A 16,274-nucleotide genomic window follows, 5' to 3' on the forward strand; every position below is an offset into this window, starting at 1 on the left:
CTTCTTCCGGTGGGTGTTGCGGGATCAGGCGACGCGGTACTTCTCGTCGCGCGCGTCGGTCAGGAACATCCGGCCGGGCGCGTGCGTGATGGCGAACGGCGGCCGTGAGGCCATCACCGCGGCCTGGGGAGTGACGCCGCACGCCCAGAACACCGGGATGTCGCCCTGCTGCGCGGCCACCGGATCGCCGAAGTCCGGCCGCCCGAGATCCTCGATGCCGAGCCCGGACGGCTCACCGCAGTGCACCGGGCTGCCATGGACGGCGGGCAGCAGCGCGCTCTCCCGGATCGCCGCCGCGAGATGCTCCGGCGGTACCGGGCGCATCGACACCACCATCGGCCCCTGGAGCCGCCCGGCGGGCCGGCACTGGCGGCTGGTGGTGTACATCGCGACGTTGACGCCCTGTTCGATGTGGCGCATCGGCACACCCGCCTCGGACAGCGCCCACTCGAAGGTGAAGCTGCACCCGATGAGGAACGACACGAGGTCGTCGCGCCAGTGGTCGACGACGTCCGTGGGCTCGTCGGTCAGCTCGCCGTGCTCCCACACCCGGTAGCGCGGCAGGTCGGTACGCAGATCGGCGCCGGGAGCCAGCGGGGTGGTCCAGGCCCCCGCGTCCGTGACGTCCAGTACGGGACAGGGCTTGGGGTTGCGCAGGCAGAACAGCAGCATCTCGTAGGCCCAGTCGGCGGGGACCGAGATGAGGTTGGCCTGCGTGTGGCCGCGCGACCAGCCCGCGGTCGGCCCCGAGGCGCCGGCGCGGATGCGGGCGCGGGCCTCGGCCGGGCTCCACGCGTGCGCGTGGCTGTCGACGAGTTCCGTGCCGGTCGGGAGCGAGTCGGTGGTGAAGGACTCCGTGGCGCGGTCCTGCGTGCGGTTCACAGGAGCTCCCTTCCGCTGGTCTCGGGCAGCCCGAAGAGGGCGATCACAGCGAGTGCGTACCCCACCGCACCGAAGATCAGGGCGCCGCCCACACCCCAGCTGTCGGCGAGGTACCCGACGAGCGTGGGGAAGACCGCTCCGACGGCACGCCCGGTGTTGTACGTGAAGCCCTGTCCCGTGCCGCGCACGGCCGTCGGGTAGAGCTCGCTGAGGAACGAGCCGAAGCCGCTGAAAATGGCCGACATGCAGAAGCCGAGCGGGAAACCGAGCACAAGGAGAAGGCTGTTGGCCCCGTCGGGGATGCTCGTGTAGGCGGCGATGCTCACCGCGGACAGCAGCGCGAAGAGAGCGATGTTGCGCTTACGGCCGAGAAGGTCGGTGAGGTAGCCCCCGGCCAGATAGCCGGTGAAGGCGCCGGAGATCAGGAACGTGAGATAGCCGCCGGTGCCGACGACGGTCAGGCCGCGCTCCGTCTTGAGGTACGTGGGCACCCAGGTGGCGAGCGTGTAGTAGCCGCCCTGGACACCCGTCGACAGGAGGACGGCGAACAGGGTGACGCGCCGCAGGCCGGGAGCGAAGATGGCCGAGAACGAGCCCTTCTGCGCGCTCGTGTCCAGCTGTTCGGTCGCCTTGGGCGCGTCCTGCACCCGGCGCCGTACCCACAGGACGAGGAGTGCGGGCAGCGCCCCGGTCCAGAACATCACGCGCCACGCGAGGTCGTCGCCGAGGAACTGGAACACCAGCGTGTAGACGACCACGGCGAGCGCCCAGCCGGCCGCCCACGCGCTCTGCACCGCTCCCAGGGTCCGTCCTCGGTTCCTGGCCGTGGCGTACTCGGCGACGAGGATCGCGCCGACCGCCCACTCACCGCCGAAGCCGAGGCCCTGGAGGGCGCGGAAGACCAGCAGGGTCTCGTAGTTGGGGGCGAAGCCGCAGGCCACGGTGAAGACCGCGTACGTGACCACCGTGATCAGCAGGGCCTTCACGCGGCCGATGCGGTCCGCCACGACGCCGGCGACGGCTCCGCCGATCGCGGAGACGACGAGCGTGACCGTGGTCAGCAGGCCGGTCTCGCCGCTGTCGAGCCCGAAGTACGCGGCCAGCGCGACCATGCTCAGCGGCAGCGTGAAGTAGTCGAACGAGTCGAGCGCATAGCCGCCGAAGGCGCCCCCGAAGGCGCGTCGGCCGCGCGGGCCGAGTTCGCGCAGCCAGCCGAACGGGCCCTCGGGGGGCGGGAGTTCACCGGGGTGCGCGGGAGATGCGGTCACTGTCGCGTCGGGCGGTGGGGTCGTGCTCATGGGCACCTCGCAGGAGGGGATGGAGGGCTTCCTGAGTGGGCTGAACCGATGGACGCGGAGCGTGGGGGGATCCGCCTCCGCCCGCCAAGGTAGAGGATCGTTGAACGATCCCTCAATACCCATGTTGTTTCGTTCTGGTATCTGCGCTTGAATTCGGACGTGGCCGAACTGAACGGACTGGCGGACGACCGCGCGCTCCTGGGGCGCACCAGCACCGCCGAGCGGGTCGCGGACATCCTCAGGAGCCGCATCGCGGAGGGATACTTCCCACCGGGGACGCGCCTGTCGGAGGACAGCATCGGCGGCGCACTCGGCGTCTCGCGCAACACGCTGCGCGAGGCGTTCCGGCTGCTCACGCACGAGCGGCTCCTCGTGCACCAGCTCAACCGCGGCGTCTTCGTGCGCGTGCTCACCGTCGAGGACGTCGAGGACATCTACCTCACGCGCCGCCTCGTCGAGTGCGCCGTCGTCCGCGGCCTCGGCCGGCCCCCGTACGACCTCGACGCCGTGGCCGACGCGGTCGCCGATGGGCACCGCGCCGCGAAGGCGCGGGAGTGGAAGGGCGTCTCCACCGCCAACATCCACTTTCACCGGGAGCTCGTGGCACTCGCGGGCAGCGCGCGGACCGACGAGCTGATGCGCAGCGTCTTCGCCGAACTGCGCCTCGCGTTCCACGTCGTGGACGACCCCCGCCGCCTGCACGAGCCCTATCTCGCCCGTAACAAGGAGATCCTCGAGGCACTGGGAGCGGGGCGCCGCGACGACGCCGAGCGACTGCTCGCCCAGTACCTCGACGACTCCCGCGAGGGCCTGGTCGACGTGTACGGCCGACGGGTCGCGGAGGGCGAACGGCCGGACGCCTGACAGTCACCGTTCCCGACCGCGCGGGGGTTCGCGGGGCGTGCGGTGCGGGCGGTCGCTTCTGCGCCGTTTCGACCGTTGTCAGACCTAGGACCTAGTCTGTGCACCGTGACTTCGCCTGCCACCACGGAATCCGTTCCGCCCCAGCTCAGCGCGGGGCCGCGGCCCGCACCGGGCCCGGCCGCCGACGAAGGGCTCGCGCGCCGCCTTCGCGCGCTCGCCTGCACCGCGCCGCTGCACGACCTCGACGTGCGCAAGGCCAATCTTGCGGGCGAGTACTCCGGATACGGCATGGCCGAGGTGGCGCTCTCCGCCATCGACCTCGTCACACTCAACATGGACTTCGACACGGGCGCCGACCACGAGCAGATAGTGGCCAGGCTCATCCCCCGCGTCGGCGCACAGGCCCCGCAGCGCCCCGCCGCCGAGCACGAGCGCGTGGCCCGCTGGGTCCTGGAGAACCTGATCAACGTCGGCAGCGTCGACCGCGGCTTCCGCGCGGTGTACGGCACGTTCGCGCCCGACGGCTCCTATGTCCGCAGGGACTACGACTTCAAGCTGATCGAGGAGGTCGCCGGCTACGGGGGCAGCGTCTACCTCCGCACCACCGACGAAGCGGTCAACGTCCTGGTGGGAGCCCTCGACACCGACGTCACGAGCGCCCAGATCGCCGCCGAGGTGAAGCTGGAAGTGCTGATCAACCGCGGCCGTCTCGCCGACGCCCAGCTCGCCGCCGAGCAGGCCAGGTACCGGACGGTGCAGTACTCCGAGACCCTCCGAAGGGCCCTGGACGCGACCCGGCGGAACGTCCGAGCGGTGGACTGGCTGAACGCCGTCCCGGACATGATCGCCGAGGCGCTCGACCACGTCGCCGACCGGTACCGCCACGAGAACGCGATCCTCACGAACATCCGCAAGGCCCGCGACGAGTCCGAGGACCCCGAGCACAAGCGGCGCGCCGCCGAGCTCGTCGACATCGTCAAGGACTGCATCCGCCGGCACACGCAGCTGCAGTCCCGCCTCCTCGAAGCGGGCCCCCTGTTCCGCGCCGAGCAGGACCGGCAGGCCTTCGCCGCCCCGTCCGCGCGCACGGGCCTCGACCTGTACGGGCAGCTCGTCGCGCCCCTGCTGCCGCTGCCGGTCGAGCAGGCGAGCCGCGTCACCGACGCGTTCTTCGCGCGCGGGACCGGCATGCGCACGCCCGTGTCCGTACGGGTCGGGGACCTGATCGACATACTGCTGACGCCGCCCCAGGAGCGTGAGCACCTCGGCGTCGAGATGCCCGAGCCCGACCTGATCGCGACGCCCGACGACAGCCGGTTCAGCGAGGAGCAGCTGGCGAGCGCCATGGAGCTGCTCGACCTGCCCTCCGACGCGCCGCGCCGGCTCTCCGGTCTGCTCGCCGAGGCGCGCCGCCGCGACCCCGAACTGCCTTATCTGGTCGCCCTGCTGTCCGTCCACGCGGCCAGCCCACCGGTCGGCACTGCCTATCGGCAGGGCGAGGAGAAGCTGCTGTTCGCCGTGGACGACGGCACCGAGCTCGACGACCCGGAGTTCGGCGGCGCCGACCTCATCGTCGGCACGGCCCTCCTGGACGCCGCGGGCATGGCGGCCGACCGGACGGAGGCCGCCTAGTGCCGACCGCATCACCCCCGGCCTCCCCGCCGCGCGTCGCTGACACCGACGTACACCCGAGCCTCGCCGCAGATCCGACCAAGGAGCACCAGCCGTGACCGATCACCCCGCAGAGCACGCCGCGTGGGGCGAGGCGGAGCCCTCGGAGGCTCCGGCGGCCGGCGCGCCCGTCACCCCGGCCGACGCAGCCGACGCGGCCCGGCTCGTGGCCTTCGGCCTCCAGCCCAAGCTGCAGCCCGCCCGCGACCAGGAGTACGCCGAGCTGCTGCGCCGCTACCGCGAGGACCCGCCGTTCGCGCGGCTCGCCGACGCCGTCGCCGCGGGGCTCGGCCTCGTCGTCCTGGAGGTCTCCACGCGCGCGGGGATGGCCGTGACCGCCGCTGAGGACTCCGTCTTCGCCGTCCGGATGGGCGACTACGCGCGCCGCACCTCCGCCGACGGCAGTGACCGCTTCCTGCACGGGCTCGCGCACCTCGCCGTCGCCGCGATGGCGTTCCCGCGCCCCGAGGACCTCGCCGACGACGGCTACATCGGCCGCGTCACGGTCAACGGCGTGGACGCCTTCGTCCGCCAGGCCTGCCGCCGCCTGGAGGAGCGCGCCGAGGAGCGGGGCGAGAACACCGACCCGGCCTCCGACGCCCCGGGCCTCGAGGCCGCGTGGCGCATCTGGGCCAGGCGCAGCTCGACCGGCGCGACGAAGGACGCGCGCCGCCTCGCCGGGTCCACCACCGGCATCGTCGCCAAGGCCGTCGCGTTCCTCACCGACTCCGGGTTCCTGCAGAGAACGGGTGACGACTCGGGCGGCACCTACCGCACCACGGCCCGATACCAGCTCCAGGTCCGCGACCTGGCCGGCACCGCCGCCCTCTCCGAGCTGGCGGACCTCGGCATCGTGCCCGTCACGGACGGCTCCGCGAGCCTCCTGCCGCCCGCGGACGAGGACGACGGGGAGCTCGTGGCCGACGCGGGACTCCCGTTCCACTCCTGACCGGCCACGCACCACCGCCCCACGACGCACCGCCTCACCGACTTACTACGACGAGAGTCCGCCGCCATGTACGAGCTGTCCCGGATTCGCCTCTACTCCATCGGGCCCGCCGGTGCGCGCTACGCCGACACCGTCCTGGACCTGCGGGGCGTCGGCGAGCCTGTCCCCGACCCCGCCCCCACCCAGGCGGAGTTCTTCGAGGACGAGCCCGTCGGGCCGCCGCGGCGCCCCGCGCCCGCGGGCGTGCTCTTCCTGGAGAACGGCGGCGGCAAGTCGGTCCTCCTCAAGCTGATCTTCTCCGTGATGCTGCCGGGCCACCGCAACACCCTCGGCGGCGCCAGCTCGGGCGTGCTCCGCAAGTTCCTGCTCGCCGACGACTGCGGGCACGTGGCCCTGGAGTGGCAGCACACCCTCACGGGCGAGTGCGTCGTGGTGGGCAAGGTCAGTGAGTGGCGGGGGCGGCAGGTCTCGAACGACCCGCGCAAGTTCGCCGAGGCCTGGTACTCGCTGCGGCCCGGGCCCGGCATGAGCCTGGACTCGCTGCCCGTCGCCGAGTCCTCGGCCGTGCGGTCCTCGGCCGAGGGCGTCTCGGGCGCGCAGGGGCGACGGCGCACCATGAAGGGCTTCCGGGACGCACTGACCGACGCGGGCAAGGCGTATCCGCACCTCGAAGTGCACTGGGAAGAGATCCACGACCGGTGGAACGAGCACCTGGGCGACCTCGGCCTCGACCCCGAACTCTTCCGCTACCAGCGCGAGATGAACGCGGACGAGGGTGAGGCCGCCGGCCTCTTCGCGGTCAAGAAGGACTCCGACTTCACCGACCTGCTCCTGCGCGCCGTCACCGACACCCGGGACACCGACGGGCTGGCCGACCTGGTCAGCGGGTTCGGCAACAAGCTGGGGCGGCGCGCCGAGCTGATCGCCGAACGCGAGTTCACCGCCGGCTCCGTGGACCTGCTCGGCCGCATCGTGGACGCCGCGGACACCCGGGCACGCGCGCGTGACGTGCACGCCGGAGCCGAGCGCCGCACCCGCACCCTGGCCCGCAGGCTCGCCGCCCGTGCCGCCCTGGAGCGCGGCCGTGCCGCCGACCTCGCCCAGCAGGTCACCGCCGCCGCGCACACCGTCGGCGAGGCGGAGCAGGCCCGCGGCCGCAGCACCCTGATCGCCTCCGAACTGGCATACCGGCACGCCTCGTTGGCGCTCGCCGGAGCCGAGAAGGCCGCCGCAGCGCAGAAGCGTGAGCTGGCCGACGCGCGCACCCTGCACGCGGCCTGGCAGGCCGCCGAGGCCGTCCTGCGCCACCGCGCCGCCGCCGACCGCTCCGCGCGCGTGGCCGTCGCCATCCGCGAGGCCGAGCGGGACGCGGCCCCGGCGCTCGCCGCCCGCGCCACGGCCGCCGCCGACCTCGTACGCGCCCTGCACGGAGCCGCCGAGAGCGCCGAGGAGCTGGCCAACGAGGGCGAGGAGCGCTCCGCCGCGCTCCAGGAGGCGGGCGAGACCGCTCACCGCGACGCGACCGTCGCCGCGACGGAGGCGCAGCGCGCCCGCAGCGAGGTCGGGCACCTGCGGCAGCGGCTCTCCGAGGTCGAACAGGAGACCGCCGAGGCGGTACGGGCCGGCTGGCTCGACGACACAGCGCCCGACGCCGACCCCGCGCGCGCGGCGCTCGCCGCGAGCGACGCGGAGAAGACCACGGTCGCCGCCTGGGACACGGCGCGTGACGCCGCACGCCGCGCGAGCGAGCACGCACGCGAGACGGCGGGCGCCGAGGCCCGCGCCGAACTCACCGCGGCCCGCGCCGCGGACGCCGCCACGGCCGCCGAGAACGCGTACGGGGCCGAGCACCGAGCCGCCGGCTCCCTCGCGCGCGAAGAGCGCGTCGCGGAGCTGCTCGGACTGTCCGGGGCGGCCGGGATCCTTGCCGCAGGGGTGCCCGCACCCCGGGGCGCGGCGGCCGACGGGACCGCGGCCGGGCGCGCGCGCGTGGCGACCGTCACCCGCGACCTCGGCGAAACCCCCCTCACGGCAGAGGAGTTGGACCGCGCCTCCGACGACCTCAAGGCGCTCCTCGACGACGGCGTCGCCTCCGCCGAACGCCAGCTCTTCGACCTGCGCACGGCCGCGGCCGACGACGCCCGCATCCTCGGCGCGCTCGGTGACGGCGGGCTCCTGCCGCCGGGACCCGACGTCCTCGCCACCGTCGAGTTCCTCGGCGAGCACGGCATCCCCGCCCTGCCCGGCTGGCGCTACCTCGCCCAGGCCGTCGACCCCGCGGACCACGCGCGCGTGCTCGCCGCACGCCCCGAGCTCGTCGACGGCGTCGTCATCACCGACCCCGACACGCACGCCCGGGCCCGCGAGGCACTCGCCGGCGCCGCCCTGCTGCCCCGCTCCACCGTCGCCGTCGGCACGGCGGCGGCCCTGCTCGCCCCGACACCCCACGAGGAGACGGGAGACAGCCGTGTCTTCGGTGTATTCCTCGTGCCGCCGAACCCGGCGATGCACGACGAGCACGCCGCCGACGAGGAGCGGCAGGCGCTGCGCACGCGCGCGGCCGAGCGCGACGAGGAGATCCGCGCCCTGGCCGCCCGGCTCTCCAAGGACCGGGAGCTCGCCGCCCGTATCGGCTCCTGGCGCACCGGCTGCCCGGACGGACGTCTCGCCGAACTGGCCGCCGCCGCTCAGGAGGCACGCGCCTTCGCCGACGAGACCGAGGCGGAGCTCGCCGAGGCCCGCACGGTCCGCGCCGAGGCCGAGGAGACCGCGGTCGAGGCGACCCGCGTGCGCGACGAGCGGCAGGACGCGGCCCAGCGCGCGCGGCGCGTCGCCGACGCCCTCGCGGGCCTCGCGTTCCGGCTGCGCGAGCGCGCCGGCTGGCAGGCCAAGCTGCGCGAACTCGCCGACGAGGCCGTCGAGTCGGAGGCGCGCGCCCAGACCTGCCTGGAGCGCGCCCGCTCCGCCGACGAGGACCGCAGGGCGGCCCAGCGCGCCGCCGACGACGCCCGCCGAACCGCCCGCGCCCTGCGCGCCGAACGCGCGGAGATCGCCGGCGCCCCCGACGACGTACCGGCGGACCCGGAGCAGCCCGCCCCGGAGACGCCGAAAGCCTCGCTGCCCGCGCTGCGCGAGGCGTACCGCGCGGCGTCCCAGGTCTACGAGAAGGTCGGCGTCGGCGCCGACCTGCGTGCGGAGCAGGCCCGCGCGGAGAGCGACGAGAGCGCCGCCCTCGCCGAGCTCGACCGGCTCAGCAACAAGGTCCGCACCCGCGCGGCCCAGCTCCTGGAGTCCCCCGACGGTTCCGACGGACCGTCACGGCAGGCCGCCGCGGCCCGCGCCGACGAGCTCGTCCAGCTCCTGGAGGCCCGCGTCTCCACCGCGAGCGAGCAGCTCGGGCGCCTGCGCGGCGAGGCCGAGCGGCACGCGCCCGAGGACGGCGACGACGCCCACACCGAGCTGCCCGACGACCTCGTCCCCACAGGCGCCGAGCACGCCCAGACGCTCCTGCGCACCGCCACGGGCGAACTCGCCGCGCACACCGAGGCGTTGACCGTGGCCCGTGCCGCCCACAGCGAACTCCTCGACGCCCACCGCGCCGCCGAGGACGCGACCGGAGGCTTCGAGGAGACCGCGGCGCTCCTCAAGGACCTGCTGCGTGAGCATCCCGACCGGCACGAGAGCGAGCAGGACGAGCCCGAGCCCTACTCCGGCACCCTCGAAGAGGCCCGGCACGCGGCGGCCGAGGCCCGGCGCTCCCTGCGCGGCTGCGCCGCCGACCTGTCCGCCGCCGAGGCCGCCGTGCGCGACGCGAGCGACATCCTCGTACGGCACGCGAACGCCACCCGCTACGAGCAGGTGCGCACGCCGGCCCGGCAACAGATCCGCGAGCTGCCCGCCTCGGCGCTGCCGGAGCACGCGCAGAAGTGGGCGGACGCGTTCGCGCCCCGGCTGCGCGTACTGACCGACGAGCTGGAGCAGTTGGAGCGCAACCGCGACTCGATCGTGGACCGGCTGCGCGGGCTCGTCGAGTCGGCGCTCGCCACGCTGCGGTCCGCCCAGCGCCTGTCCCGCCTCCCGGAGGGGCTCGGCGAGTGGTCGGGCCAGGAGTTCGTGCGCATCCGCTTCGAGGAGCCCGACCAGGCGACGCTCGTGGAGCGGCTCGGCGAGGTCGTCGACGAGGCGACCCGCGCCGCCGTCAAGAAGAACTCCGACCTGCGACGCGACGGCATGTCCCTGCTCCTGCGCGGCGTCGGCGCGGCACTCCAGCCCAAGGGCATCGCCGTGGAGATCCTCAAGCCGGACGCAGTGCTGCGCGCCGAGCGGGTCCCCGTCGGACAGATGGGCGACGTGTTCTCCGGAGGCCAGCTGCTCACCGCGGCCATCGCCCTGTACTGCACGATGGCCGCCCTGCGCTCGAACGACCGGGGCCGCGACAAGCACCGGCACGCGGGCACGCTGTTCCTCGACAACCCGATCGGCCGCGCCAACGCCACGTACCTGCTCGAACTCCAGCGGGCCGTGTCGGACGCGCTCGGCGTGCAGCTCCTGTACACCACCGGCCTGTTCGACACGACGGCACTCGCCGAGTTCCCGCTGGTCATCAGGCTGCGCAATGACGCGGACCTCAGGGCCGGGCTGAAGTACATCAGCGTCGAGGAACACCTGCGGCCGGGCCTGCCGCAGCAGGACCCGGCCGAGGAGACCGTGCACGGAGAGATCACGGCGACGCGCATGTACAAGCGCCCCGCGAACCAGCCCGGCTAGAGAGCCAGTCGGATCAGGCGTCCGCGCGCAGCAGATCGGCGCACTTCTCGCCGATCATCATCGTCGTGATGCACGGATTGACCGTGACGAGGTCCGGCATGACGGAGCCGTCGGCGACGCGCAGGCCCTCGGTCCCCTTCACGCGCAGCCGCGCGTCGAGCGGGGCCGAGGCATCGTCGGCCGCGCCCATCTTCACCGTGCAGGCCGGGTGGTAGACGGTGTTGTGCGTCTTGTGGATGTAGTCGAGCAGCTCGTCGTCGGTGCGGACATCGGGCCCGGGGGCCAGTTCAGCGCCCGCCCAGCCGCCGAGCGCGGGCTGCTGCGCGATGCGCCGCGCCAGCTTCAGCCCGTACGTCATCACGCGCGCGTCGTGCTCGTGCGTGAAGTACCGCGGGTCGACGAGCGGCTTGTCCCGGTAGTCGCGGGTGCGCAGCCGCACGGTGCCGCGTGACTTCGCGCGCGTCACGTTGGGCGTGAGGCAGAAGGCGTTCTCCGACGTCGGATAGCCGTATCGCGCGGTGTTCATGTCGAAGGGCACGGAGCCGTAGTGGAACATCAGGTCGGGTCGGTCGAGTCCGGGCTGTGTGTCGTAGAAGATGCCGGCCTCCCACCACTGGCTGGACGTGGTGGTCATCGGCTGCTTCGCCTCCCACATGATCACGCCCTCGGGGTGGTCCTGGAGGTTCTCGCCGACCCCGGGGGAGTCCACGAGCACGTCCACGCCCCTCTCGCGCAGATGACCGGCCGGGCCTATCCCGGACAGCATGAGGAGCTTGGGCGAGTCGATGGAGCCGCAGGAGAGGACCACCTCGCGGCGGGCGCGCACCGTCCTGGTGTGGATGAGGTCGGGGTCGAGGTACTCGGCGCCCACGCAGCGCCGTCCCTCGAAGACGAGCCGCTTGGCCCGCACCCCCGTCCGCACACAGAGGTTGGGCCGCTTGCCCATGACGGGGTGCAGATAGGCGACCGAGGACGACTGGCGGATGTTGTTCTCGTCGGAGTTGATCTGGAACCAGTTGGCGCCGCGTACCACCGTGCGGCCCGTGTTGAACGGCGTGGTCGGGATGCCCGCCTCGGCGCAGGCCGCCAGCAGCGCGCTGCCGCACGGGTCCGCGCCCTTGAGGGAGCGCAGCTTCACCGGGCCGGAGCGGCCGTGGTGGTCCCCGGGGGCGTCGTTGTTCTCCAGACGCTTGTAGAGCGGGAACACATCCTCGGCGCTCCATCCCGTGCAGCCCGCCGCGGCCCAGTCGTCCAGGTCCTCGGCCGGCGCCCAGAAGGCGATGCACGAGTTGTGGGACGAGCAGCCGCCGAGGACCTTGGCGCGCGCGTGGCGCATGAAGCTGTTGCCGCTGGTCTGGGGCTCGACCGGGTAGTCCCAGTCGTATCCGGAATCCAACAGGGCCATCCAGCGGTCCAGTTGCAGGACGTTGTCGTCGCCGACATCGCTCGGTCCCGCCTCCAGGACGCACACGCTGACGGACGGGTCCTCGGACAGGCGCGCCGCGACGACGTTTCCGGCAGTGCCTCCGCCGACGACGACATAGTCGAAGACATCAGAGTTCACGGGCTGGTTCACGGGGTGGTGACCTCCTCCAGGGCGACGGAATCATCGGACGGGGCAGCCTGGGCCGCGTGCTCGGCGAGGACACCGGTGCGGTGCCGCTGGACGAACCAGTAGTAGGCGAAGCCGCCGCCCGCGATCACTGCGATGAACAGGACGGCGCCCCAGCGCAGATACCAGTGGTAGGGGGCGGCGGCGTTGTAGACGGCCGCGCGCGGCCAGATCAGGTTGAGCGTCATGGCGCCGCCCCAGAGCACGGCGATGATGTTGACGGGCAGCCCCCAGCGGCCGAGGGAGAACTTCCCGTCGCCCGCCGGCTGCCACTTCCCGCGCAGCCGCGCCACCAGCATCGGGCCGGTGACCAGCAGATAGGCGAGGTAGATCATGATGATGCCGATGCTGGTGACCACGGTGAAGATCTGCGGCTGGCGGATGTTGACGACCAGGATCGCGAGCGCCAGGACGCCGATGACGACGGCCGGGACGACCGGTGTCCTGAAGCGCGGGCTGACCCGGCCGAGGACCGACGACGCCGGCAGGTTGTTGTCCCGCGACATCGCGAAGGCGAGGCGGATCGCCGCCGTGTGCACGGCGAGCGCGCACACCGTGACCGCGATCAGGACGCACCACAGCATCGCCTTGCCCGCTGTCGGCCCGAGCACGTCGAGGACGACGTACTGCAGACCGTCCGTCGACAGCTTCTCGCCCGTCAGGCTCGACACGCTCATCAGGGCGAGCAGCAGGATCAGCCCGCCGAGGACGAACGAGGCGACGATCGCGCGGATGATGGCGCGTGGCGCGCCCCGCGTCGGGTCGAGGGACTCCTCGCCGAGCGAGGCCGCCGTGTCGAAGCCGTACATCACGTACGCGGAGGCCAGCGACGCGACGAGGAACGCGCTCAGGTAGCCGAAGGGCTGGCCGTGGCCCGCCCCCGCCGTGTGCGTCACGACCTGCGGGCCGCGCACGATGTGCACCGCGAACAGCACGATCAGGACGACGGTCGCGATCAGTTCGAGGAAGACGCCGGCCGTGTTGATGGTGGCCATCAGCTTCACACCGAAGGCGTTGACGAGCGTGGTGAAGAGGATCAGTACGGAGGCCAGGACGACGGCGTTGGTCGCGACGTCGTTCGGGCCGGTGCCGTCCCCGATGAACTGGAAGGCCGACGAGATCTGCGGAAGCGTCAGCTGGTAGGCCAGTGCGACGGCCGCGATCGACACGACGGAGGCGAGGAGCATCATCCAGCCGGCGAGCCAGCCGATGTGCGGATTGCCCACCTTCTTCGCCCAGTTGTAGACGGAACCCGCGACGGGATAGCGGGCGGCGAGTTCGGCGAAGCACAGGGCGACCATGAACTGGCCGCCGAACACCATCGGCCACGACCACCAGTACGCCGGGCCGCCGTTCGCGAACCCGAAGTAGAAGAGCTGGAAGGTGCCGGTGAGGATGGAGATGTAGCTGATGCCCGCGGCGAAGGTGTGGAAGTTGCCCAGCGTGCGCTTGAGTTCGGGCCGGTAGCCGAACTCGGCGAGTTCCGCGTCGTCCCCGCTCCCTTGCTTGCTCTCGTCCTGGCTCATGAAGGCTCACCGTCCCCGGAACACTCCGGCGGCGCGTCGAACCAGCCCTGCGCCACCGGCTGGGTATTGCGCCAGATGTGCTTGGTCTCGCGGTACTCGGCGAGCCCCGAGGGGCCGAGCTCGCGCCCGGTGCCGGACTGCTTGTATCCGCCCCACTCCGCCTGCGGGACGTACGGGTGGTAGTCGTTGATCCAGACCGTGCCGAGGCGCAGGGCGCCGGCGACGCGCGCGGCCTTCGCCTCGTCGCTCGTCCAGACGGCGCCCGCGAGCCCGTAGATCGAGTCGTTCGCGAGGCGCACCGCACCCGCCTCGTCGGTGAACCGCTCGACGGTCAGGACCGGGCCGAAGGACTCGTCCTGCACCACGGACATGCCGCTCGTGCACTCGTCGAGGACGGTCGGCAGATAGTAGAAGCCCTGCTCGTACGCGGCCGAACGCGGCCGTTCGCCGCCGCAGCGCAGCACCGCCCCCTCCTCGATGCCCCGTGCGACATACGCCTCGACCTTGACGCGGTGCGCGGCCGAGATCAGCGGACCCGTGTGGGCGTCCTCGTCGAACGGGCCGCCCAGCCTGATGAGTTCGGCGCGCCGCACGACCTCGTCGACGAAGCGGTCGTGCAGCGAGTCCTCCACGAGGAGCCGCGCGCCGGCCGAACACACCTGCCCCGAGTGCAGGAACACCGCGGTGAGCGCCATGTCGACGGCCGCGTCGAAGTCGGCGTCCGCGAACACGATGTTCGGGTTCTTGCCGCCGAGTTCGAGGGCGACCTTCTTGACGGAGCCCGCCGCGGCGGCCATCAGCAGCCGCCCCGTCTGCAGACCGCCCGTGAACGACACCAGGTCCACGTCCGGGTGGTCGCCGAGCGGCGCGCCCGCCTCCGGGCCCGGGCCGAGGACCAGGTTGGCGACGCCCGCGGGCAGCCCCGCCTCGTCGAGCAGGCGCATCAGATGGAGGGCCGTGTGCGGGGTGAGCTCGCTCGGCTTCAGGACGAAGGTGTTCCCGGCCGCGAGCGCCGGGGCGACTTTCCACGCGGTCTGCAGGAGCGGGTAGTTCCACGGGGTGATCAGACCGCACACGCCGACGGGCTCGTACACGACCCGGCTCTCGGCACCCTCCGTCCCCGTCTCGACGACGCGACCGGTGTCGGCGGCTGCGAGCCGTCCGAAGTAGCGGAAGCAGTTCGCGATGTCGTCGATGTCGTACGCGCTCTCCACCAGCCGTTTCCCGGTGTCCAGGGACTCGGCGCGGGCCAGCGCGTCCTTGTCGCGCACGAGCAGGTCGGCGACACGAAGGAGGAGGTCGCCGTGTTCGGCCGCCGTCATCCGGGGCCAGGGTCCCTCGTCGAAGGCGTGACGGGCCGCGGCGATCGCGTCGGCGGTGTCCTTGGCCCCCGCCTCGTCGACCACGGCGACGAGCGAGCCGTCCGCGGGACAGCGGATCTCCCGGGTCCGCTCGTCCCGGGCGGTGGTCCACACTCCGCCGATGAACAGGTCAGGCATGGTCACCGCCCAGCTTCGAGGTCAGCCATTCATGGAAGGTGCCGATGTGGTGCTCGGTCGGGACGAGCACGCCGCCGCGCCGGTAGGCACGCGAGCCCATCGCCGGCTGGGTCCGCTCGCAGGCCTCGAAGTCCTGGGCGTTGACCCGGTGGAACAGCTCCACGGACTTGGAGACGTCGGCCCCGGACCCGATGACCTCGGGCGCGTACAGCCAGTCGCACTCGACGACCGTGCGGTCCTCGGCCAGCGGGAACATACGGTGCAGGATCACATGGTCGGGGACGAGGTTGATGAAGACCGTCGGCCGCACGGTGATGGCGTAGTAACGGCGGTCCTGGTCGTCGGCGACCTCGGGCAGCCGGCCGAAGCCCTCGCTGCCGTCGACGGTGAAGCCCTTCACGCCGTCCCCGAACTCGGCGCCGTGGCCCACGTAGTACTGGGCGGCGTAGCCGTCGGCGAACTCCGGGAGGACATCGGTCAGTTCGGGGTGGATCGTCGCGCAGTGGTAGCACTCCATGAAGTTCTCGACGATCAGCTTCCAGTTGGCCTTCACGTCGTACGTGATGCGCTTGCCGAGAGCCAGATCCTGGGTGTGGTACCGCTCGATCGAGGCCGTGTCGCCGAGCCGTTCGACGGCCGCGCCGATCACCGTCTCCTCGAAGGAGGGCGGCTCGTCCGCCAGGCTGACCCAGGCGTAGCCGAGCCACTCCCGCAGGGCGACCTTGACCAGGCCGTACTCGGTACGGTCGACGTCCGGCATCTGCACGAGGTTCGGCGCGGCGATGAGCCTGCCGTCGAGGTCGTACGTCCACGCGTGGTACGGGCACTGGAGGTTGCGCCGGACCTGGCCGGACACCTCCGTGCACAGACGGGCGCCGCGATGGCGGCAGACATTGAGGAAGGCCCGCAGTTCGCCGGTGCGGGAGCGGGTGATGAGGACGTTCTCGCGGCCGACCTGGACCGTGCGGAACGCGCCCGGCCTGTCGAGGTCCGCGGCGCGTACGGCACAGAACCACATCGACTCGAAGATGCGTTCCTGTTCCTGCCGGAAGATCTCCGGATCGGTGTAGTAGTGCCCGGGCAGCGTGGCCATCAGGCTGGGGGAAATCGGGGTCGTCGTCACGTGCGGACTCCTCAGGCGTGCGCGGCGGTAGGGCCTGTCCGGCGGACCGGGTCGGAACTGGGTGGCCGTACATGGTTCGTGCC

10 protein-coding genes are annotated in these 16,274 nt (G+C 72.5%); 4 read left to right on the forward strand and 6 right to left on the reverse strand.

What is annotated here, in order from left to right; genetic code table 11:
- Positions 1 to 24: 24 nt before the first annotated feature.
- Together ACZ67T_RS15735 and ACZ67T_RS15740 are read right to left on the reverse strand one after the other, a co-directional pair.
- On the reverse strand, positions 25 to 882 hold the full coding sequence (locus tag ACZ67T_RS15735) for a putative hydro-lyase (protein WP_469984367.1): 858 nt from the start codon (positions 880 to 882) through the stop codon (positions 25 to 27).
- A complete protein-coding gene (locus ACZ67T_RS15740; RefSeq protein ID WP_469984369.1) occupies positions 879 to 2,180 on the reverse strand; it encodes an MFS transporter in 1,302 nt (433 codons plus the stop codon). The genes ACZ67T_RS15735 and ACZ67T_RS15740 overlap by 4 nt, the downstream gene beginning before the upstream one ends.
- 159 nt (positions 2,181 to 2,339) lie before the next feature.
- Here ACZ67T_RS15740 and ACZ67T_RS15745 point away from each other — a divergent pair, with 159 nt between their 5' ends.
- The 4 genes from ACZ67T_RS15745 to ACZ67T_RS15760 all read left to right on the forward strand — a co-directional run bounded on the left by ACZ67T_RS15745 (position 2,340) and on the right by ACZ67T_RS15760 (position 10,431).
- A complete protein-coding gene (locus ACZ67T_RS15745; RefSeq protein ID WP_469984371.1) occupies positions 2,340 to 3,044 on the forward strand; it encodes a GntR family transcriptional regulator in 705 nt (234 codons plus the stop codon).
- Between the two features lie 105 nt (positions 3,045 to 3,149).
- The gene (locus ACZ67T_RS15750; RefSeq protein WP_329575546.1) at positions 3,150 to 4,676 is read left to right on the forward strand and encodes a hypothetical protein; all 1,527 of its coding nucleotides are present in this window, start codon (positions 3,150 to 3,152) and stop codon (positions 4,674 to 4,676) included.
- Between the two features lie 94 nt (positions 4,677 to 4,770).
- Positions 4,771 to 5,664: a hypothetical protein gene (locus ACZ67T_RS15755; RefSeq protein WP_100597490.1), complete on the forward strand. Its 894-nt coding sequence runs from the start codon at positions 4,771 to 4,773 to the stop codon at positions 5,662 to 5,664.
- Positions 5,665 to 5,730: 66 nt separating this feature from the next.
- Positions 5,731 to 10,431 (forward strand): coiled-coil domain-containing protein, encoded by a 4,701-nt coding sequence (locus ACZ67T_RS15760; RefSeq protein WP_469984374.1) that lies wholly within the window; start codon positions 5,731 to 5,733, stop codon positions 10,429 to 10,431.
- Positions 10,432 to 10,444: 13 nt separating this feature from the next.
- Here the strand turns inward: ACZ67T_RS15760 and ACZ67T_RS15765 are convergent, their stop codons facing one another.
- The 4 genes from ACZ67T_RS15765 to ACZ67T_RS15780 are packed head-to-tail and all read right to left on the reverse strand — an operon-like array spanning position 10,445 to position 16,161.
- Positions 10,445 to 11,995 (reverse strand): GMC family oxidoreductase, encoded by a 1,551-nt coding sequence (locus ACZ67T_RS15765; protein WP_469984426.1) that lies wholly within the window; start codon positions 11,993 to 11,995, stop codon positions 10,445 to 10,447.
- A gap of 8 nt (positions 11,996 to 12,003) precedes the next feature.
- Positions 12,004 to 13,569: an APC family permease gene (locus tag ACZ67T_RS15770; protein ID WP_469984375.1), complete on the reverse strand. Its 1,566-nt coding sequence runs from the start codon at positions 13,567 to 13,569 to the stop codon at positions 12,004 to 12,006.
- A complete protein-coding gene (locus ACZ67T_RS15775; RefSeq protein ID WP_469984376.1) occupies positions 13,566 to 15,068 on the reverse strand; it encodes an aldehyde dehydrogenase family protein in 1,503 nt (500 codons plus the stop codon). Before ACZ67T_RS15775 ends, ACZ67T_RS15770 begins: the two co-directional genes overlap by 4 nt.
- Positions 15,061 to 16,161, reverse strand: a complete 1,101-nt coding sequence (locus tag ACZ67T_RS15780) for an aromatic ring-hydroxylating oxygenase subunit alpha (RefSeq protein WP_469984428.1) — start codon at positions 16,159 to 16,161, stop codon at positions 15,061 to 15,063. The genes ACZ67T_RS15775 and ACZ67T_RS15780 overlap by 8 nt, the downstream gene beginning before the upstream one ends.
- Positions 16,162 to 16,274 lie beyond the last annotated feature (113 nt).

This window comes from Streptomyces sp. NPDC107517 (assembly GCF_055582645.1).